Here is a 22,642-nt window from a genome sequence, read left to right as displayed (position 1 = left end):
TTTAATACAAAAACATAACAACATAAATATAATTACAAAAAAATTAATGAAATTGTGTTATATATCAAGTTAGAAAAAATTTAATATTTTTAAGTAAAATCAGAAGCAACAATCTAATATAGAGGCAAAATGATAAAAAAAATTATACTATTAATTAGCTTTTTATACTCTTTTGGCTTTGCTGATGTTTTAAACACAAACGAAGCTTTTAAAATAAGCAACCACATAACAAGCGATGATGTGGAAATAAAATTCCAACTAGGAAAAGATATATATGTCTATAAAAAAACTTTTAACGTAAAGATAAACGAAACAAGCATACTAGATATACTAAATATGCCAAAAGCAGTAGTTAAAAAAGACTATGAAATTTTTGATAAAGATTTTAGTATATTTATACCCACTAAGCTTATTCAAAAATACCTAACAGACAATAAAAACACACTAAATTTAGAATATCAAGGCTGTGCGGAAAATGGAATTTGTTATCAGCCACAATTTAAAAAATACCATATAAGTGAAAATTTTGGAAAAATTGCACTTCAAGAGTTAAAAAAAGACAAAGAAAAAGAGATAATTTTATCAGAAGAACAAGACATCGCAAGTAAATTATCATCAAATGGTCTATTTTTATCACTAGCTACATTTTTTGGATTTGGACTATTGCTATCTCTTACACCTTGTGTTTTTCCTATGATACCGATACTTTCAAGCATTATAGTATCAAAGAGTGAAACTTCAAAAAATAGCTTTTTAATATCAGCTGTGTATGTTTTTGCTATGAGTTTAGCCTATGCTATAGCTGGTGTTTTAGCAAGTATCGTAGGTGTAGGTGTTCAAGGATTGCTACAAAATTCATGGGTTCTTGGTGGTTTTAGCCTTATTTTTGTAGCCCTAGCATTTAGCATGTTTGGATTTTATGACATTAAATTACCATCAAAACTTGAAAACCTTATAAACAAAAAAACAAGCAATAAAAAAGGTATGATTGGTGTTTTTATCATGGGTTTTGCATCGGCATTGATAGTCTCACCTTGCATTGCTGCACCTTTAGCTGGAGCACTTCTTTATATATCACAAACCGGAAATTTATTTTATGGTGGGCTTATGCTTTTTGTCATGGGTATAGGAATGGGTGTGCCTTTACTTATCATAGGACTTAGTAGCGGAAAAATTTTACCAAAACCAGGAATTTGGATGGATACCATAAAGTATACATTTGGATTTTTAATGCTTATAATGGCTATATGGCTTTTATCAAGAATACTTGGTAGCTTCTTTGAGCTTTTGGGATATGGTGTTATAGGTGTTATATGGGCTGTTTATATAGGAGCTTTTGAAAGTGCAAAAAATGGCATAGAGAAGTTTCAAAAATCATCGGCTATACTTATATTTATATACTCTTTAATGCTTATTTTTGGAAGCTTTATAGGCTCAAAAGACCCACTTTCGCCGTTAGAAGGACTACATATAAGCTCAAACACACAAAGCGATAATCAAACCAAATTTGAAAAAGTAAAAACACTAAATGATTTAAACAAAATCATACAAACATCAGATAAGCCTATTTTGGTTGATTTTTGGGCTAGTTGGTGTGTTAGTTGTTTGGAACTTGATAGCAAAACATTTAAAGATAAAGATGTAATGCAAAAATTAAAAGAGTTTAAACTTGTAAAAATTGATGTAAGCGAAAACAAGGATGAAAATACAAAGCTACTTCAAAACTTTGGTCTTATAAATCCACCCGCTTTATTGTTGTTTAAAGACAAACAAGAAATTTCACACAAAAGAACGATAGGGTATATATCGCCGGAAAAATTTTTAGAAAAAATAAAAGATATAAAATGACCTTCTCTAAGAAATTTCTTAGAGAAGTTAAAGTATTTATTTGCTCAAATAATACTCCAAATCAGCTTTTGCATCGCCACTTATAAGCCTAACATTAAATTTTTCTACCAAGAAATTTACTATCTCATCATTAAAAAATTTAGGCAATGTAGGACCTACATTTATATTTTTGATACCCAAGCTAAATAAAGCAAGAAGTATAATAACGGCTTTTTGCTCCATCCACATAAGCACTATTGAAATAGGTAGGTCATTTACCGCTATACCGGTTGCTTCGCTTAAAGCAAGAGCTATTTTTACAGCGCCATTGCTATCATTACACTGACCTAAGTCTATATATCTTGGTATTTGCGTATCAGGCACCATTCCAAAATCAATATCATTAAATCTAAACTTACCGCAACTAGATGTAAGTATCACACAATCCTTAGGCAAAGATAGTGCAAGTTCTCTATAATACTCTCTACCTTTTCCAGGCGCATCACACCCAGCTATAACAAAAAATCTACGAATTTTACCAGAGTTTATCGCATCAAGAATTTGTGGTGCAAGACCCAATATGCTCTTATAATGGCCACCTGTAACCAAAACATCATCACTATCCAAACTAACATCTCCACAATCAATAGCACACTGTATCAAAGGTGTAAAATCATCGTTTTGTATATGCCTAACTCCATCTGTGCCGACTATTTGATAGCCAAAAAGTCTATCAGAGTATTCACAGCTTGAGCGTAAAGGAACTATACAGTTTGTTGTCATAAGTATAGCGCCCTTAAATTCATTAAAAAGTTTAGTCTGATCAAACCATGCCTTACCTACATTTCCCTTTAAATGAGGATATTTTCTAAGCTCAGGATAGCCGTGAGCTGGAAGCATTTCAGAGTGGGTATATATATTTATACCTTTATCTTTAGTCGCTTCAAGTAGTAATTTTAGTGCATTTAAATTATGTCCACTAACAAGTATAGCCTTGCCTTCTACTTTATTTTGAGTAACTTTTACCGGAGATGGGACACCAAAGGCATTTGTATGTGCCTCACTTAATACATCCATAACGTTTACACCAGCAGAGCCGACTTGCAATAATTGTGCTATATGCTCATCAAAATTAAAATTTGAGTTTGTAAGTGTAAAATAAAGAGTATCAGCCATAACCTTATCAACATAGCTTGTATCAGCACCAAGTTCATTTGCATGGTGGCGATATGCACTAAGTCCTTTTAATCCAAAAACCATAGTATCTTGCAAACGAGCCAATGTATCAGTTTTACCGCAAGTTCCCTTACTTTGACCATGAGAGCCACATCCATCAATAGCACTCATTTCGCATTGATGACAAAACATTTTTAATTCTTCACTCATATGTTCTCCTTTAAAAAATATAAGAACATTCTAGGGAAATTTTTAAAATTAGTAATTGATAAATATCAAGGATAAGGATAATGTTTGTAAGATTATAACCCCTTTAAGTTTTACTCCTAAAGGGGGTTTAGATACTTGTTTGAGTATCTTTGTGTAGTTACTTAACTAATTAAAACTTATAGTTAACACCTACGGTTCCGTTATAGAACTTGTTTTTAGAACCTAGTTTTGTTCCAAAGTTGATATTTGTGCTTAAGCTATCTGTTAGGTTGAAGTTAGCACCTGTTTGTAAAGTGAAGTAAGTATTTTTCTTATCATCACCTACTAGTTTAATGCCATTCTCTGCTCCTATAAATTTAACTATAGGATCTTTAACATTTTTAAATATCTCTCTTTCTACGCCAGGAGTTACATAGAAGTATTCACCAGATTCAAGATATTTTCTTAACTCAACACCGGCTTTTAAGTTAGCTACTTTTGTTGTTATAGAGCTATACGATAAAGCACCCTCGCCTTTTTCAGCAAATGATTTTGTTTTTAGATATGTATATCCAACACCACCGAGTGGTTTAATCATTAAATCATTGTCTAACTGATATATGCGACCATAAGTTAGATCAAAAGATGTTGCAAATGAATCAAACTTACCATCAGTTTTACCTATACTAGTTGTTCTTTTTACCTTGTTATCTCCAAAGTTAAAGTTGATTCTTGCATCTACTTCATTCTCATCAAAGTATCCTCTTGTATAAAGACCTAATTGGATATTTTTACCTTTTAACTCAACATCACTTTTGTCTGCTTTTGTTTGAGTATAAGTTGTAGTTGCACCAACTATCATATTATCAAATCTCTTATCATAACCAAGAGTTACACCAAAGATTTTTGGATTTGCACCATTTTTAGCACTTGTCTTGCCACCTAATACACTTCCCCATAGGTTATTGTCATAGTTAAATCTATCTGTGTATTCTCTTACTATGCTAATTAATGCACTGTCGTCACTACTTGCAAAGCTATCATCTTTTAAATGTTTAATAGCACTTGCTAATGCTAAATCAGCATTGAATGGGTTGCTTAGACTTGCAAGTCTTGTAGCAGTTGAAAGATCTGTATTAAACTTAATGATATCTACATTAGATATTTTAGCCATTGAATCAACTGATGTTGTTACAGAGCTTGTTACATTCTCAACTACCTTAACAATATCTTCTTTTTTAACACCTTCTGAAAATAGTTTACTTAACACTTTATTATCTGCTGATATATCACCTAAAGACTCTGCTACATTTTTGCTTATACTATCTAGCTTTCTAACCGCACGAATAGCACGATCAGCATTAGCATCACCTACTTCTTTTTTAGCCTCTGCTACTGCTTTTATAGCATCATTAAGTACTTTTAGTTTAGTGGCTTTTTGTTCTGCTGTAGTAGCTTTATTATATTCTTCTTCAGCTTTTTTTAATGCTTCTTGTTTTTCTTTTAGTTCTTTATTAGCTTTACCTGTGTTAACATTAGTTTCCGCTAAAGCATCATTTAATAAATCTACTTGTTTAGATTTAGTTTCTATTTCTGCTTGAAATTCTTTTTTAGCTTTTTCAATTGCTTCTGCTTTTTGTTCTGGTGTCGCATCTTCTGGAACTGCCACTTTGGCTTTTGCTAGTTCTGCTGCCACTTTGGCTTTTGCTAGTTCTGCTGCTTCTTTGGCTATGTAAACTTGAGCTTCAGCTTCAGCCAATAGCTCATCTGTATACTCTACTACTTTTCTTGCTTCTTCTATTTTAGCTGCTGCTGTTGCTTTTTGTTCTTCTTCTAATGCTATAATTATTGCTTTTTTTGCTGCTTCTTTTGCTGCTAATACTGATTCTATTACTTCTGATACTTTATCCTCTAATGCTTCTATTTTTTCTTTAGTGGCTTCTTCACCTGCATTTATAGCCGCTAGTGTTTCTTGTGCTAATTTAAGTTCAATTTTTTTATTTTCAGCTATTAGTTTGGCTGCTTCTATATTTTTTTCTGTTATGTTTTTAGCTGTTATTTCTCCTTTTTTTAATGCATTTTCTATATTTTCTGCCTCATCACCAAAAGCGGAACCACTTACAGCAATACTAAGTATAGTTGCACTTACAATCTTTGAAATTTTCATTTTTACTCCTCCTGATAATTCAATACTATATAATGGTAACTTAAATCATCTTCAAAGGCTCTTAAATTTCAAATAATTAACTATAATTTGAATTAATATTTACAGAATATATAAAAAAATATTTGTATAAAATTTTTAAAACTAAGAATTGATAATTTTAAAAAAACAGAATATACCAATAAGGCTATTTACCTGAAAATAAACCAAAAATCTTACCGAATATTTTTTGTAAAAAACTATGTTTTTTATTTACACTATTTAGATATTTTACAACCTCAGTTCTACCAAATATCATAGCAAAGGTATGTGGAGTAGCACCCATGCCATTGTTTGCATTTATGTCAGCACCAGCTTCAACCAAAGCCTTAACTACTTCAAGATGACCTTTAAAACAAGCACCAGCAAGCGGGGTTTGGTTTTTGTCATTTCTCTCATCAACCCTAGCACCTTTTTCTATAAGCATTTTTACCGTTTCAAGCGAGTTGCGATAACTTGCAAGCATTATAAGCGAATCGCCTTTTTCATTTTTTAGATTCACACTAAGCCCCGCATTTATCATTTTTTCTAACTCTTCTTTTTTATTATGCCTTGCAAATTCAAAAGCCTTGCCACAAAGCTCAGCATATCTTTGTTCATCTTGCTCGGTTATTTCTTCTATATTTTCCATAAAAAGCCTTTATTTTTGTGATTTTATAAGATTATATCATAATTTATTTTAGCGACTAAAACAATAACACCATCAATACTTTAATCATAAACTTGGATTATTTAGCTCTTTTATTTGAATATATAAATTTTTCAAACTTTCATCCGACATATCCAAAATTGGCTCATACATAAAAGAATTTAGATGAATATTCTCAGGTGTTATTAAATTAACTTTTTCTAATACTTTAATAATTTCATACTGTTTGCTAAATTTATTTTTGTATTTGTTTATTAGCATAATGGTTTGATTGTTTGAAATATTGCCTTCTTCATTACCTATTTCTTCAATCATAAATTTTTCCGCTTTTAATCTAATTGCAATAGACATAATTATTTTATTTTCTAAATTTAAACATTCATTATCATCTTTTATAATATCTTCAGCAAGTTTAAATATTAAATCAATCACAATCTCATTAGTATTTGTAAACTCAAATATTACATCTTTAAATATTGCTTTAATATTGTTTTCTAAATCTTGAATTGTTATATTGTATGTATTTTCTTTTATATGCAACAATGAAGTTAAAAATATATATTCATTGCTATCAATCCCCGAAGTATATTCAAATAAATTTCTAATAAAAGGTATTATAGCAACTAAGCATTTTTCATTTTTTACTAATTGTTTTTTTAAATATTCAAAAGGATTTTTTATATATTTTGCATCTATAATTGAGATTTTATGCAAGCCTTTGTTTATCATTTTAGAAAAATTGTAACCTACAAATCTACTATTCAAGGTTCTATAAAAATCAAAATTGTGAGTTAAAATTATTTGATAAAATTTTTCTTCTTTAGAAATATCATTTAAATATTCTATTATAGCATACTTATTTTTGTAATCAAAAGAATCAGCAATATCATCCACAATAAATAAACTTTTTGTTTCTAATTTTTTTCTAGCCATTATTTCAAAAATAATATTTAACAAATACAAAGCTCTTTTTTCTCCTTGGCTCAAAATTTTTAATAGCTCGCCTTTTTCTACTCTTATTTCATTTTCATTTTCTTTAAAAATAAAATTTAGCATAGGTACTGCACTAGTTTTTAAAATCATATCATCTTTATTTTCTATTTCTAATCTAAATGGCATATTTGTAAATCTTATATTAAATTCATTAACTGCATCTTCCCATTCTGTTATTGTGTCAATAGCTGATTGAATAATTTTTTTTAGATCTTCTTTTTTTTCATTATAAGATTTTAATATATTTTCAACATCTGTTTTTAACTTAGTTAAATACGAAACCCAAACTTTTTCCTTAAATTTTTCATAATCGATAAGCTCTGTCAATAGTAAATTATTTTCTTCCAACACTTTCTTAAAATCTCTTAGTTCTTTGTTTGAAGAAATTGCTTTGTCTATTTTTTTAAACACTTTTTTTAAATTTTCATCTTCCATAATTTTTTGAATTTCATTTTCTATTAATTTTTCATACTCTTCAGCTGATTTAATTTCTTGATTTGTATTTAATTTTAAGGCATGCCCTGCAGTAAAAAATGAGTTATCTTGTATAGATTTTAAAATTTCTTGAGCTTGATATGTTCCAAATGTATTATTTGATTTTTTAAAAAAACTGGATTTAGAAATCAAAGAATCATATTCATTAAAATACTCTTTAAGAGAATCTTTGTTTTTATCTAAAAATTTTTTAATATTTCCTTTTTGATCAAAAACATCATTGTATCTAAAATTATATTCACGATTAATATCTAAATTTGAATTTTCATTAATTTTCAACAAAATTTCAAAAAAAGTATCTGATTTATCTTTTCTAAAAGTTTCCATTACTTCGCTTTCGCAATCAGAACTTTGAGATACAGATTTTAATTTTTTAATAAATTCTGTTTTTTCATTGTCTAAGTCGGTATAAATTTTATCGTATTTTTGCTTCAATTCTTTTTCTACAACCAAAGTAGAAATTTTATCAGAGCTATATTCTTGATTATAACTCTCTATAACAAACACTTGCTCTGGCAATAAATCTTCATCTTTTTCATCTGTAATTTTTCTAATTGGTTTCCGCTCTTTAAACACTTCATCTTTTGAATCATAAATTAGATAAATCTTTAAATGTTTTAGCAAATGATGTTTTCATGGTGCCATTTGGTGCGTATATTGAATAAGTATTTTTTTTCGTAAAATCAAATTCTGTTTCTAATTTTTTTATTCCGTAACAATTTTCTAAATAAATTTTTAATTTTTTCATTTATTTTTCCTCCTTTTCATTATAAGCTAACTCAAGTGCTTTAACACTTCCTATGCTGTTTCCAGCTATGCCTTTGATAGAACCATACATTCCTATCGTATTATCAAGCACCTTTTCTATCTGTTTTTCTCTTTGTTTCCAAATTCTTTGCATTGAGCGTTTTTCGCTATCAAGGTCGCTTTGCATTTGAGTAAAGCCCTCAACTATCGCTTCTATTTGCATTTTAAACTCATTGCTGGTTAAATAGCCATAAAGCAAACTCATCTTATCTGTCTTATTTTCATCTGATTTTTTAGCTAAATATACCTTTATAACACCCTCTCTAAGCACACCAACAAGCCCCTTAAACTCCTCATAAGTGCAAACCCACACACCATCAATAAGCCCCATTCTGCTTAGCTCTTTTGGAAGCACTTCAGTCACCAAAACACCGACATCAGCACCCTTTTCTCTCATATCAGCTTTAAATTTTTCTATCCAAGCCCTTTGAAATTCCTTAGTTCTCTTACTCTCATAATAAATTTTTCCGCAGTTTTGAAACTCTCTTGTATGAACCGTCTGCACACAGTCCCCACCCCTAACACCTTTTTTAATCTCTTCAATAGTATCAAAGGCAAACTTTGCACTCAAATACTCTTCAATGGCTAGCTCTTGCACCTCACCTTGAAGTTGTTGTGAGCCTTGTTCTGCCTTTCTTTGAGCATCAACAAGTTGCTTTCTAAGCTGTTCTAGTTGCTCTTCTTTTTGTTTGAACTTAAGCTCGTTTTGCTCATCTAAGATTTTTTGAATTTTTGCCTTTTCTTCGCTTAACTGCTTGCTTAAGACAAGCTCGGCTTCTGCTTTTATTTTTGACTCCATCTCATCTTTTTCACGTTTTAGCTTTTCTATCTCAGCCTTGCTTTTGTTTAGCTCTTTTACTTGATTTGATTTTTCTTCAAGCTCTTTTTTTAAAAGATTTATGGATTCGCTTTGTTCTTCTAAAAGTTCTTTTTTAAGCTCATCGCTTAATTTTTGTCTTTGCTGTTTTAAAAGCTCCTTTGTGGCTTTTTCAAGCCTTTCATTAAAGCTTTCTTCTTGTGCTTTTATGCTTAATTCTTGTTCTTTAAGCTTTGCAAATGCTTCTTTGTATTCGCTTCTTTTTTGGTTTAATTCATCTTCAAATTTCTTTTTTTCTTGTAGATTTTTTTCTTTAAATTCACTCTCTAGCTTATGATAAAGTATGTCGTTTATGTCTATTGTTTCTCCGCAATTTGGGCATTTTATACTTTGTTTTTCCATATTTTATCCTTTTACTAAGAGATGTATTTTATAGGATCTTTTGCGCCAGCGAGCTCAAAGCCGTTTAACCTAAGCCTGCAACTATCACAAAGTCCGCAAGCATCATCTTCGTTTTCATAACAAGACCAAGTAAGCTCAAGTGGAGAGTTGTTTTGTAAAGATGTTTTTACTATATCAGACTTACTAAGATGAACTAAGGGCATATGAATTTTTATATTTGTGCTGTCTTTTGTGCCTTTGTTTATAGCATTATTTATGCTTTTTATAAACTCATCGCTACAATCAGGATAACCGCTACTATCTTCCTCAACCACCCCTATAAAAAGAGCCTCTGCCCCCTCTTTTTCAGCAAGTGCTGCTGCAATGGATATAAAAATGCCGTTTCTAAAAGGCACATAGGTATTTGGCACATCATCAGCAACGCCGTCTTTTCTTATATCCATACTCAAATCAGTCAAGGCATTAGCACCTATATCAGCTATAAAGCTAACATCAAGCTCTACCTTTTTTACCACACCTATTTTGTCACATATCTCGTTAAATGCACGCTTTTCACGGCTCATCGTGCGTTGATTATAATCAAAATGCAATGCAACGATATCATAGCCTTGTTTTTTTGCCAAAACAGCACACAAGGTGCTATCCATTCCTCCACTCATTATACAAACTGCTTTTTTCATACTCTTGCACCCCATAAATTTTTTAGATAAAATTATACAAAAATAAGCTAAAAAGAGAAAAAAAATGATAATTTGTGATGAAAACTACCCAGAGATACTAGATAAAATTTGCGATTTTTTAACACCTGGTGATGTTGATTTGTGCTTTGTTGATAACGAAGAGATGAGAAAAGTAAATTTAAAAGAGCGTGGATTTGATAAAACAACTGATGTGCTTAGCTTTCCACTTGTCTATCAGCCACATGCGCCGCTTGGCTGCATACTTATAAATGTTGATTTGGTTGAAGAAAAAGCAAATGAACTAGGACATAGCAAAGAGGCTGAAATGGCACTTTTGTTTACTCATGGCTTACTTCATGTGCTAGGATATGATCACGAAACAGATGATGGGCAAATGAGAGAAAAAGAAGAAGCCGTTATAGCTGAGTTTGAACTTCCTGATAGCTTGATAGTAAGAAATTCATAATAAATATAAACAATCATATTTACACTTTTATAAGCTAATATTTGTTATCATAATTGGCTTATAAAATCAACCAAATAGCCTAAATCTAGCCTACTAATGCAATATCGCAAACATACAAGATATGTAATTAAAATTATAATTTTGATTACAATTATCAGAATTTATAAAATCTTAAATTCTTTAGCTATATAATACAAACATTTTTTAAAAATTTTAAGCAATTAAAGGGAGTTGTATTGAATAATTTGTTTAAAACCGGACTTAGCATAGTTTTGATTGCAAATATTTTGTCTACTGCACACGCCGCGAATGAAGTCGAGTTAGATTCAGTAGAGATTGTTGATCAATACTATAAAGAAAGGATTGAAGCATATAAAAAAAGCGGTGCCGTAAGTATTAGAGATGAGATAAATAAATCAGATAAAACACTTGACACTATAATAAGATCGATACCTGGGACATTTACACAGATGAACAAAGGTGCGGGGGCTGTTACTGTAAATATAAGAGGTGGTACTGGTTTTGGTAGAGTAAATACGATGGTAGATGGTGTTTCTCAAACATTTTATAGTAGTGGTGGAGATACCGGTGGTAAGGGTGGTGCAGGATCTCAGTTTGGTGCATCCATAGATCCATCATTTATTACAAGTGTTGAGCTAAACAGAGGCTCTTTTAAAGGAAGTGGTGGCGCAAACTCTTTAATGGGTTCTTCAAATTTTAAGACAATTGGAGTTGATGATATATTAAGATTTGATAGAGATATAGGTGGTATGGTAAAAAGCCAAGTTGGCAGTAATGATATGAGACCTGAGCATATGTTTGCAGTGGCTGGAAAGAGATTTTTTAACTACGGTGGTGCTCTTGGATTTTTATATGGGCATAGTGAAAAAACCATATCTCAAAACTATGAAGTTGGTGGTGGCGAGACTCACGAACAAAAATCACTTAGAGATACAAAACGTATATCAGATGACTATGAAAGAGAATATTATCCTCAAAAATCTCCATATGACTCAACACCATATGATCCAGAAAAAGTGAGACAAAAACCAAAAAGCGATATCTTTAAGATAGAATATACAGATGACTATAACTCACTTGAATTACAATACAGAACTCTCAACAACCATTTAGCAGGCAGAAGCATAAAAAATAAAACGAAACAGATTAATTATAATCTAAATATACCGGATAATAATTTGATTAATTTTAATTTTCTATACTCAAATAATTTCAATCAACAAAACTATGATATAGGTGCTGAGATAATAAATAGAAGAATAAACAAGCCGCTTGCCGGAGAAAATAAAGCTGAGATATTTGATATAAGTAACACATTTGAGTTTGAACTGCCCAAAGATTCAACTTTAAGCACCACATTTGGTTTAAACATATTAGAAAATAAATACTCTAGAAATCGCTATCCTGATGAACTTAAAATTTATAAAATTTGTGAAGAAGGAGAGGATAATGATGACTGCCTAGTATCAACTAGTGAGTTTTTAGGTGGCACTTTTTCTGAAGCAGAAAAAATAAATGCAGCATTGCCAACAAATTCATTTTTTCCACAAGGAGAACAAAAATTTAAAGCTTTTTACTTAGACAATTCAATCAATTGGGATAAATTAACTTTTGATTATAATATAAATTTTGTTAAGTATAAAAATAAAGGCGAAAGCCTGCTTACAGTTAGCCAATTTGTTGATGAATTAAACGATCAATGGAACAAACTTGATGAGATCTGGAAAAAATTACCCAAAAATTCAAAAGAAAGAGATGCATTAGAGCCGGATTTTAATAGATTAAAAGAACTTTATAAGCCTTACTATGATTGGACTTTAGTTAATGACCCTGATACAAACGAACAAGTGCCAAAAGGTTTCACACAAAATCCAAACAATATAATAACAAAACAAGATAAAGTTAAAGATCATTTTCTAAATTACTCTTTTATGTTAGCAGCCAATCTTAATGAATATTTTACACCTTTTATAGGGCTGTCAAGGACACACAGAGCACCTACTATACAAGAAATGTTTTTTTCAAACCTAAGTAATGCTGGAAAAAATTTATCCCTAAAACCAGAAACAGCCAAAACCAAACAAATAGGATTTAATGGATTTACTCAAGGAGTAATTACAAAAAACGATACAATAGGATATAAATTCACAAGATATCAAACAAGAATTGAAAATTTTATACACAATATATTAAGCTATAGGGTAGTTCCTGGAAAATATCTAGATGGTACACCTGTTACTGTCGGAACCATATATCACAGAAACCATAATGAAGAAGTATCTATAAACGGTTTCGAGGCTGAAATAAGCTATGATATGGGGACATTTTTTGCAAATGTAAGCTTTGCAAAACAAAAAACAAATCAACCAGCCTCTTATAGTGATATATCAAGGACTGCGGATAATATAACCGTGGATCAAGCCGATGCACAAAGTTTTGGATTAACAAAGGTTACAATATTACCTAATCAATACGGTTCTCTTGAACTAGGAGTAAGATTATTTGATCAAAAACTTACACTAGGAGGTATTGCAAAATACTATGGTAAGAGTAAAAGAAGCAAATATGATACAACTTTAATGTGCGAAGGTGGAGCTAAGCCTATTCATCCATTAGATCAACATGGTAATTTTAATTTTGAAAGAGCTTTACAATGTCCAAAAGATTCAAAAGGCAACCAATATAAAAGTATAGGTCAAATAGCAGAATACGAAGAATTTGAAAGCCAGCCTATAATATACGACATTTATGCTATATATGAACCTAGTAAAAATCTTATGATAAAATTTGCTATAGACAACTTAACAGACAAACTATACGTGAATCCACTTGATGCAAATAACGACTCAGCATCACAATATGCAAAAGTGATTCACACAAAGCAAAAAAATGGAAAATACTTTTATACGGAATACTTCCAAAACAACTTTGCTCGTGGTAGAACAGCAAAATTAATGTTTACATATAAATTCTAATAAAATAAAATTCCCTCTTTTATACTTTAGAGGGATTTTTTACACAAGACAAAGTCAAACACCTTGTCTTGCTTTATTTTATAAGTTATTTTTTCAAAGCTTTTCTAACACCATTAGCATAATCGCTTGATATTTTTTCAAAATGCCCCAAAGCTCTATTTACAACCTCATCACTAACACCAGCCATACTCTCAGCTATATTGTTAAAAAGTTGCTTTTTTTGTGAGTCGTTCATAAGATTAAACAAATCTCTTGGCTGTGAGTAATAATCATCATCTAGCTCTCTATGATCATACCTTTTCATAAGACCCTCAAGTGCCAAATCAGGCTCAAGGAATTCTTTATTTTCCTGTGCGCCACCATAGCTATTTGGCTCATAGTAAGCATTTTGTTCTATCTCATATGCGCCATTATTCATAGCACCACCAACAGTATAAGTGCCTACTTCGTTTATAGGGCGATTTACTTTAAGCTGTGCATAGTGAGTGCCTATCCTATATCTTTGTGCATCGGGATAGCTAAAAATCCTAGCTTGAAGCATTCTATCAGGGCTAAATCCAATGCCCGGAACTATATTTGAAGGGCTAAATGCCGCTTGTTCTACTTCATTAAAGTAATTATTTGGATTTTCATTTAGAGTCATTACACCAACTTTTATAAGCGGAAAATCCTTGTGCGACCAAACCTTAGTCAAGTCAAACGGACTATAAGGAAGCTTTTTAGCTTGTTCTTCTGTCATTACTTGGATTTTAAAATCCCAGCTTGGAAAGTTTCCTTTTTCTATATTTTCATATAGGTCTTTTTGGTGGCTTTCTCTATCGTTTGCTATTATTTCATTGGCTTCTTTGTTTGTTAAGTTTTTAATGCCTTGTCTTGTTTTAAAGTGAAATTTAACCCAAACTCTTTTTCCATATTTGTTTATAAGACTATATGTATGGCTACCAAATCCGTGCATTTGTCTATAACTTGCCGGAATACCCCTATCGCTCATTAGTATAGTAACTTGATGAAGTGTTTCAGGACTTAAGCTCCAAAAGTCCCAAGCTGCCTGTGCTGAACGCATATGTGTTCTTGGATTTCTCTTTTGAGTATGGATAAAATCAGGGAATTTATAAGGGTCTTTTAAGAAAAATACAGGTGTATTGTTGCCCACTAAATCCCAGTTACCCTCTTTTGTATAAAATTTAAGTGCAAATCCACGAACATCTCTTTCAGCATCAGCTGCACCAGCCTCGCCTGCAACTGTTGAAAATCTCAAAAGTAGCTTGGTTTTTTCGCCTTTTTGCAAAACCTTTGCCTTTGTGTATTGTGAGATATCTTCTGTTATATCAAGTACTCCATAAGCCGCACTACCATTTGCATGAACTGTTCTTTCAGGGATTCTTTCTCTGTTTTGATGAGCTAGTTTTTCTATGAGCTGATAGTCTTGTAGCATTATGCCTCCCCTACTGCCAGCTGTTAGTGAGTTTTGATTATCAGCTATTGGATTTCCAAAAGTCGTAGTTAATTGTTTCATTATTTTTTCCTTATTAATAATTTTTATTATTTCATAATTATATTCTTTTAGTATTAATTAAAGCTTAATCTTTTAAAAAATTCAAAAAAATATAAATTTTTAAATTTTATATGTTGTTTAATTTATTTTTAAGATTTGTATGACTATGTATGCACTGCAAGTAGTATATACTTCTATGGCATTCATAAATTTTATCTTCACTAAATCCAGTTTTTTGAAACTATCTATATTTGAAGTATAGATAAAATAATTATTGTTTTTACTCTTTAAAAGTTTAAGAAATAAGATATTTATTTCTTAAATCTAAAACAAAATATAAAAAAGAACAAAGAAGCTACAAGTATGATACTGGCTCCACTTGTAAGATTAAACTCAAAGCTTAAAAAAAGTCCAGCTATACAAAAAAATGAAGCTATGATTGATGATAAAACCATCATCGAACCAAGTCTTTTTGTAAATCCACTTGCCATTATAGATGGTATACTAATAAGTGCTATAACAAGTATAAGCCCCACAACTCGTATCGTAGCGACTACACAAAGCGCCATCATGCAAACCATCACATAATACAGTAAATTTACATTTACACCACGAAGTTTTGCAAACTCCATATCAAAGCTAATAGCTACAAATTGGCGATATAAACTAGCAACGAGTATAATAAATATAGAGTTTAAAACAAGCATAAAAACCAAATCACTATCGCCAACAGCTAATATAGAGCCAAATAAATAGCTCATCAAATCAACATTATAACCAGGTGTGAGATCTATCAAGATAATACCAAGTGCCATTCCAAAAGCCCAAATGGCACCTATGATAGAGTCTATCTTTGTCTTGTCAACAAGTGTTATTTTAGCGATAATTATAGCGAGCAATAAAGAAAAAACTGTCGCTCCAAGCAATGGCTCAAGCGAGAAAAAAAAGGCGATACCTATGCCACCATAAGCACCGTGTGCTATGCCTCCTGCTATAAAACCCATACGATTTATAACGACCAAAGAACCCACAACACCACAAGCTATGCTTACAAGTAATCCGCCAAGCAATGCGTTTTGCATAAACTCAAGTTGTAAAATCTCAATCACAGCCACACTCCTTTAAAGCAAGCTCAACATCACAAAAATGGTTATGATTTTTAACTAGATGTGCTATAAATTCTTGTTTATTTAAATCAGGTGTTATATCGTGCAAATGAAGATTTTTACTCACATAAGCTACCTTTGTAGCAAAGCTAAGAGCGATATTTGCATCATGGCTTATAAGCACTATACCTATGCCATTAGCATTTATATGCTTTAGCAAAGAGTATATTTCTGCTTGTGTTTTTGTATCTACACTAGCCGTTGGCTCATCAAGCATTAAAATTTTACTCTTTGTACATAATGCCCTAGCTATATAAACCCTTTGCCTTTGACCACCACTAAGCTCATCTATGCGAACCTTGGCATAATCTTGCATATTCACCATTTCAAGGGCTTTTAAAGCTTCTTGTTTTTGTGATTTTGTATAAAAACCAAATATTTTTTTATCTATAAGCCCCATTAATACTACTTCTATAACAGTTATAGGAAAGTTTTGATTGTGCATAAAGCTTTGAGGAACATAACCTATGACATTGCTTATATTTTTTGGAGATTTGTTAAATACTTTTATGCTTCCATTTTGTGGTTCTAAAAGTCCCAACATAAGCTTTAAAAGTGTGCTTTTTCCGCCTCCATTTGGTCCTATGATAACCAAAAAATCATCAATATTTACATTTAAATCAATATCTTTTAAAACAAAATTTGTATCATCATAACTAAAACTAACATTTTTTAATTCAATCATATTCAAAATATACTACTTTTTGATGAAATAAAAATCATAAAAATTCCTAGAACAAACATTATCAAAATAGCAATAAGCTCTATATAGGATTTAAAATTTCTTATTTTTGATATAGAGTTGTTATTTATTTTTTGGCCAAAAACGGCTGATAAAAATATAACAACACTCATTCCAAGAGCCATAAAAATACCGCTTAGTATACCCGTAAAATAACTTCCAAGCTCAAAAGCAAGTATAAACACCAAAATAACACCCGGACAAGGTATCAAGGCAGATGAAGCCGCTATAACCCAGTCTTTATATGTGCTATTTTTGCTTAGGTTTATGCTCGCACAAGATGCACAACCACAACCACTTTCGTGTGTATTCCAAGTATATTTTGGTTTTGTTTTTTTAAGTTTTGTATATAGCATATAAATAGCTATCATTGCTATCACAATGCCACAAATTAATGTTGAAATTCTTGATAATTCTCTAGAAAGTATTAAGTCTATCTTACTAAGTGTCAAAAATGTAGTTCCAACTAAGATAAAAGCTCCCAAAACATGCATAGCACCAACTTTTATAGAAAAGTTAAAAGCTTTAAGATAACTTCCTCCATTTGCAGCAAAATAGCTTCCGGTTAAAAGCTTAGCATGTCCTGGACCAGCAGCATGCAAAAAGCCATAAACAAAAGAAAAAAACAGTATCAAAAATGTTGAAAATATAGTTGGATTTTTTTGATTGTCTTTAAAAATTTGCTTTAGTCTATCTAAAAATCCAAGACTTACCTTTGATAAAGAGTCAAATTTATTAGCATCAATCTCATCTATATAAGAATAATCAGGCTCTTTTTCTTGCAAACTTACTACATCTTTTAACTTTGGTTTGGCATCATCCTGCTTTGCAACCTCTTTTTTTACTATTTTAAAGAAATTTATGTTTGCATTTATGTTTTGAACAACCCAATAACTAGGCGATATTTCGTATGATTTTTCATCCATAAAAGTAAAATAAAAATACTCATTTTTGTCAAAAACTTCTATAGGCATAACAAGGTTTTGTTCTATTTTTATCCCCAATAAAAACTCAACTTCAAATCTCAGCCGCCCTTTGTCAAAAAATATATTATAATCTTTTACTTTAAGCAAGACATCTTTTGCATCTTCATCGCCTTTGTAATACGATATTTTAGTTAAAAATCCATTTGGAACAAGATAGTCTAAAAGAGATCTAAAAACAACCTGCAATTCACTTTTATCAAAGTGTTTATCTGAATTTGTATCATATGTTTGAAGCATCAAATTTGAAAAATTTTCAGAAAATGTCCAGATAAGTTTTACACTATCTATATTATCATTTGTTGTATGAAATTTAGTGGTTACGTGTGCGGTAGGGCTATATAAAGCACACAACGCACACGCAAATGTATTAACACTAAGGATAATAACTAAAAAAAAATTTTTCAATTTTTAAGACTTTTGGCAAAGACTTCAGCTGTTTTTTTCATCTCTTTTTCCCATTCAAGAGGTAACTGATCTATCTCAACAACTTTTGAACCTGTTTGTTTTGCTATGATTTTAGCTGTTTTTTGAGAAAACTGCGGAGCAACAAAGATAACTTTTATATTATGCTCTTTTGCCTCTTCTATAAGCTCAGCAAGTTCAGCTGGTTTTGGCTCCTTACCTTCTATCTCAATAGGAAGTTGTTTTAAGTCATATCTTTTTGCAAAATATCCCCAAGATGGATGATAAACTATAAATATAGAATCTTCAAAAGGTTTTAATGTTTTTTCTATATATTTATCCAACTCATCAAGTCTTTTTGTAAATTTATCTAAATTTTCCTCATAAAGTTTTTTGTTTTCTGGGTATTTTTTAATTAAAGCTTGTGCTATTGTTTTTGTTTGTTCTTTAACAAGCATTGGATCAAGCCAGATGTGTGGATCAAGTTCGCCATGATGGTGATGATGCGCTTGTGCATGATGGTTATCATCATGATCGTGATGGTCTTTATCGTGGGCATGATCATGGTCGTCGTCATCATCATGGTCTTTGTCATGATGGTCGCCGTCGTGATCGTGGTCATCATCGTGATCTTTATCGTGATCGTGATGATCGCCATCATGCTCGTGATGCTCATCGTGATCATCATCGTCATCATGGTGATGATGTGCAGCCATTTTTATCTTTTCTATGCCTTTATCTGTATGGATTATATTTAAGTCTGGATAGGCTTTTTTAAATTTCTCAAGCCAAGTATCTTCAAATTCTATACCAACAGCAAAATACAAATCGCTTTTTTCAAGCTCTTTCATCTGTTGTGGTTTTGGCTCATAAGTATGAGGATCTGATCCTTTTTCAACCATAGCATTAACATCTAAAGTATCTCCAGCTATTTGTTCTACAAAATATTTTGTGGGTAAGATAGATGTGCTTACAAGTGGCTTACCAAAAAGAGCGGTAGCGGCAACGATCGCGAATAAAAGTGTTTTTTTCATAAAAATCTCCTTTGATTTTAAAAATAAAAGTCATAGAGTTTAACAAAATGCAACTAAGTTGCTACTTAAAAATTAAAAGTACTCAAGCTTTTAAATTTCCAAAATTTTCGCCAGTATCTAAGAAATTTTGTAAAAAATATTCGTTATTATAACCCTCTTCTTTTAACAATTTATACATAGAATGGATATCATCACTATTTAAAAGGGAGTTATGCACGGTTGTTCTAACTTCAAAGTCAAAATTTATACTTATTAGGTATTTTAAAGTTTTCATGAACTCATCGTATAAATTTGAGTTTGTAATATCTTTAAATTTTTCTTTTAAGGATTTAAAATCAAGAGCTATATAGTCTATAAGTCCGAGCTGGATAGCTTCTTTCAGGATTTTTAGATTTGTTCCATTTGTATCAATTTTAAGTAAAAAACCTCTTTTTTTAACCTCTTTTGCAAGTTTTAAAAAAGATTTTGTAAGAGTGCATTCCCCACCGCTAAACACAACAGCATCTAGTTTATTTTTGCGAGAATCCAAAAATTTACAAAAATCTTCATCGCTTATATAAGGCTCACCTAAAACTATCTCTGTATTATAGCAATACTGACACCTCATATTGCAACCACAAAACCAAACAACACAAGCTATCTTGCCAGCATAATCAGTTAAATTAAATGGTGTTATTTTAAAAATACCCATATTGATATTGGTTTAAATATTCTTATAAGATTTAAAATCACATTCTTGTTTAAATTTAACTCTCTCTCTATGTTCACCTTTTTTACCAAGGTTAAAGCTTTCAACTGGTCTATGATACCCCATAACTCTTGTATATACAACACATCTTGTTCTTTTTGATTGCAATTCTTGTGGAAATTCTTGCATTTATGCTCCTTTATATTTATTAAGTAACTCTTGATCACATATAGGACAAAACTCATGTTCCCCTGCTATATAGCCATGCTTTTCACAAACACTAAACACAGGTGTTATGGTAATATATGGAAGTTTATAGTTTTGGACTATATTTTTTACAAGTTTTTTACAAGTTTGGGTATCACTTATCTTTTCTTTCATATATAGATGAAATACGGTTCCTCCTGTATAACTTGATTGGAGTTCATCTTGATAATCAAGTGCTTCAAAAGGATCATCCCCAAAATCAGCAGGTAACTGAGTAGAGTTTGTATAGTATATATTATCTCCACTTCCGGCTTGTATGATGTCTTTAAATCTTTTTTTGTCTTCTTTTGCAAATCTATAAGTAGTTCCTTCTGCCGGTGTTGCTTCAAGGTTATATAAATTTCCTGTTTGTTCTTGAAAAGATTTTATCTTATCTCTTAAAAACTCTATCATTTCAAGTGCAAATTCCTTACCAAAATCGGTAGAAATATCTTCTTTGTCATCTGTAAAATTTCTAATCATCTCATTTGCACCATTTATACCAATAGTACTAAAATGATTATTGAAATGTTTAAGATATCTAGCTGTGTATGGATAAAGACCTCTATCATACATCTCTTGTATAAATTTTCTCTTTTTTTCAAGAGTTGATTTTGCTAACTCTAAAAGATACATAAGCCTATCATAAAGCGCTTTTTTATCATTTTTAAACTCATAACCAAGTCTTGCTAGATTTATAGTAACAACACCTATACTTCCAGTCATCTCAGCACTACCAAAAAGACCACCACCACGCTTTAAAAGCTCTCTTAAATCAAGTTGCAATCTACAACACATAGACCTAACAGCACCCGGTTTGTATGCCTTTTCATTTGGTATTTTGTTTCCGTTTTCATCAATAATGTATTGACTACCTATGAAATTTTGGAAATAACTAGACCCCATTTTTGCTGTATTTTCAAACAAAATATCAGCAACTTCACTATCCCAGTCAAAATCCTCTGTTAAATTTACAGTAGGTATAGGAAATGTAAAAGGTTGTGAGCATTTATCTCCAGCCGTTAAAACCTCATAAAAAATCTTCACTATTCTGTGCATTTCAGGCTCAAAATCTTTATATGTCATATCAATAAGACTATTGCGACCTCTTTTTTTAGCCTCTTTCAAAAGCTCAGAGTCATCTGTGTGCTTAAAAATATGCTCATCATTTATCGTTGGGATTTGCTCTTGTAAATCATCAGGACAAGATATATCTATAGTAACATTTGTAAATGGACTTTGTCCCCATCTGGCTGGAACATTTAGATTAAAAATAAAACTAGTTATAGCCTTTTTTATCTGTAAATCACTCAATTTATCTTTAAAAACATAAGGAGCAAGGTATGTATCAAAACTAGAAAAAGCTTGAGCTCCCGCCCATTCGCTTTGAAGTATTCCTAAAAAATTCGCCATTTGAGACAGTGCTTGTCTAAAATGTCTAGGTGCTTTGCTTTCAACCCTACCTCTAACACCATTAAAGCCCTCATTAAGCAAGGCTCTAAGGCTCCAACCAGCACAATACCCTGTCAAACAATCAAGATCATGTATATGATAATCGCCATTTCTATGAGCTATGCCTTCCTCTTTGCTATACACACTATCAAGCCAAAAATTTGCTATAACCTTACCGGCTGTATTATTTATGAGACCTGCATTTGAATAGCTTGTATTTGAGTTAGCACTAATTCTCCAGTCTGATTTGTTTATGTATTCATTTATAGTTTGGGTTGAGTTTATATAAGTTGTATCTTTATTGAGTCCAAGAATTTGCTCTCTTTGCATTTTATGAGTGTGTCTATAAAGCATAAAGCTCTTTAAGACATTAAAATAACCAGTATTAAAAAGCTCTTTTTCTATACTGTCTTGTATATCCTCAACGGTAGCTATATTTTGTTTTTGAAAGATGCTTTGAACAACATTTGTAAATACATTTTCATCATAATCTAAATTTTCACTCTCAAATGCTTTTTTTATAGCATCAACAATTTTATATGCTTGAAAATCCTGTTTACTTCCATCTCTTTTTACAACTTGTTTCATATCCCACCCTATATAAAATTCCTCTGGAGTATATAAAAAAAAAGCTTAAAGTTTAAGCAAATTGATATTATCTATCAAAAAAATAATAAATAAAGAACTTTTTAATTTATTATTAAAATTGTTATATTTTGATAATAAATATT

The 22,642-nt window shown here is 31.1% G+C and carries 16 protein-coding genes and 1 pseudogene; 3 read left to right on the top strand and 14 right to left on the bottom strand.

Features of this window, described 5'->3' with window-relative positions; translation table 11 throughout:
• The first annotated feature begins 129 nt into the window (after positions 1 to 129).
• Complete coding sequence (gene dsbD, locus CPIN17260_RS00350; protein WP_069633117.1) at positions 130 to 1,848, top strand: protein-disulfide reductase DsbD; 1,719 nt, start codon at positions 130 to 132, stop codon at positions 1,846 to 1,848.
• Positions 1,849 to 1,884: 36 nt separating this feature from the next.
• On the opposite strand, the gene hcp is transcribed toward dsbD, so the two are convergent.
• The 7 genes from hcp to queC form a co-directional block, all read right to left on the bottom strand.
• Positions 1,885 to 3,213: a hydroxylamine reductase gene (hcp, locus tag CPIN17260_RS00345; RefSeq protein ID WP_069633118.1), complete on the bottom strand. Its 1,329-nt coding sequence runs from the start codon at positions 3,211 to 3,213 to the stop codon at positions 1,885 to 1,887.
• A gap of 169 nt (positions 3,214 to 3,382) precedes the next feature.
• A complete protein-coding gene (locus tag CPIN17260_RS00340) occupies positions 3,383 to 5,359 on the bottom strand; it encodes an autotransporter outer membrane beta-barrel domain-containing protein (protein WP_157887313.1) in 1,977 nt (658 codons plus the stop codon).
• Positions 5,360 to 5,543: 184 nt separating this feature from the next.
• On the bottom strand, positions 5,544 to 6,017 hold the full coding sequence (locus CPIN17260_RS00330; protein ID WP_157887352.1) for an ankyrin repeat domain-containing protein: 474 nt from the start codon (positions 6,015 to 6,017) through the stop codon (positions 5,544 to 5,546).
• 93 nt (positions 6,018 to 6,110) lie between these two features.
• Positions 6,111 to 8,108, bottom strand: coding sequence for a hypothetical protein (locus CPIN17260_RS00325; protein WP_157887312.1), 1,998 nt, complete (start codon positions 8,106 to 8,108; stop codon positions 6,111 to 6,113).
• Between the two features lie 13 nt (positions 8,109 to 8,121).
• Complete coding sequence (locus CPIN17260_RS09085; RefSeq protein ID WP_157887311.1) at positions 8,122 to 8,280, bottom strand: hypothetical protein; 159 nt, start codon at positions 8,278 to 8,280, stop codon at positions 8,122 to 8,124.
• Positions 8,281 to 9,558, bottom strand: a complete 1,278-nt coding sequence (locus CPIN17260_RS00320) for a DUF2130 domain-containing protein (protein WP_078440386.1) — start codon at positions 9,556 to 9,558, stop codon at positions 8,281 to 8,283.
• A 14-nt stretch (positions 9,559 to 9,572) separates the two neighbouring features.
• Positions 9,573 to 10,238 carry a 7-cyano-7-deazaguanine synthase QueC gene (gene queC, locus CPIN17260_RS00315; RefSeq protein ID WP_078440385.1) on the bottom strand — a complete coding sequence of 222 codons (666 nt, stop codon included), beginning with the start codon at positions 10,236 to 10,238 and terminating at the stop codon, positions 9,573 to 9,575.
• 64 nt (positions 10,239 to 10,302) lie between these two features.
• On the opposite strand from queC, the gene ybeY reads away from it, so the two are divergent.
• Entirely contained in the window at positions 10,303 to 10,704 is a 402-nt protein-coding gene (gene ybeY, locus CPIN17260_RS00310; protein ID WP_078440384.1) for an rRNA maturation RNase YbeY, read from the top strand.
• A 236-nt stretch (positions 10,705 to 10,940) separates the two neighbouring features.
• Positions 10,941 to 13,700 (top strand): TonB-dependent receptor plug domain-containing protein, encoded by a 2,760-nt coding sequence (locus CPIN17260_RS00305; RefSeq protein WP_157887310.1) that lies wholly within the window; start codon positions 10,941 to 10,943, stop codon positions 13,698 to 13,700.
• Between the two features lie 85 nt (positions 13,701 to 13,785).
• On the opposite strand, the gene CPIN17260_RS00300 is transcribed toward CPIN17260_RS00305, so the two are convergent.
• From CPIN17260_RS00300 to CPIN17260_RS00270, 7 genes and pseudogenes are all read right to left on the bottom strand, one after another.
• Complete coding sequence (locus tag CPIN17260_RS00300; RefSeq protein ID WP_078440382.1) at positions 13,786 to 15,216, bottom strand: catalase; 1,431 nt, start codon at positions 15,214 to 15,216, stop codon at positions 13,786 to 13,788.
• A gap of 290 nt (positions 15,217 to 15,506) precedes the next feature.
• Positions 15,507 to 16,304 carry a metal ABC transporter permease gene (locus CPIN17260_RS00295; RefSeq protein WP_078440381.1) on the bottom strand — a complete coding sequence of 266 codons (798 nt, stop codon included), beginning with the start codon at positions 16,302 to 16,304 and terminating at the stop codon, positions 15,507 to 15,509.
• A complete protein-coding gene (locus CPIN17260_RS00290; RefSeq protein ID WP_226997023.1) occupies positions 16,297 to 17,055 on the bottom strand; it encodes a metal ABC transporter ATP-binding protein in 759 nt (252 codons plus the stop codon). The genes CPIN17260_RS00295 and CPIN17260_RS00290 overlap by 8 nt, the downstream gene beginning before the upstream one ends.
• The gene (locus tag CPIN17260_RS00285) at positions 17,049 to 18,494 is read right to left on the bottom strand and encodes a HoxN/HupN/NixA family nickel/cobalt transporter (protein ID WP_078398207.1); all 1,446 of its coding nucleotides are present in this window, start codon (positions 18,492 to 18,494) and stop codon (positions 17,049 to 17,051) included. Before CPIN17260_RS00285 ends, CPIN17260_RS00290 begins: the two co-directional genes overlap by 7 nt.
• Positions 18,491 to 19,525, bottom strand: a complete 1,035-nt coding sequence (locus tag CPIN17260_RS00280) for a metal ABC transporter solute-binding protein, Zn/Mn family (RefSeq protein WP_078440380.1) — start codon at positions 19,523 to 19,525, stop codon at positions 18,491 to 18,493. Before CPIN17260_RS00280 ends, CPIN17260_RS00285 begins: the two co-directional genes overlap by 4 nt.
• Before the next feature lie 82 nt (positions 19,526 to 19,607).
• Positions 19,608 to 20,216: an anaerobic ribonucleoside-triphosphate reductase activating protein gene (locus CPIN17260_RS00275; RefSeq protein ID WP_069637024.1), complete on the bottom strand. Its 609-nt coding sequence runs from the start codon at positions 20,214 to 20,216 to the stop codon at positions 19,608 to 19,610.
• Positions 20,217 to 20,258: 42 nt separating this feature from the next.
• A pseudogene (locus CPIN17260_RS00270) lies at positions 20,259 to 22,499 on the bottom strand (ribonucleoside triphosphate reductase); the annotation flags it as partial.
• Positions 22,500 to 22,642: the final 143 nt, after the last annotated feature.

The organism is Campylobacter pinnipediorum subsp. pinnipediorum (assembly GCF_002021925.1).
GTDB lineage: Bacteria > Campylobacterota > Campylobacteria > Campylobacterales > Campylobacteraceae > Campylobacter_A > Campylobacter_A pinnipediorum.
This window is presented reverse-complemented; position numbering and strand designations above follow the sequence as displayed.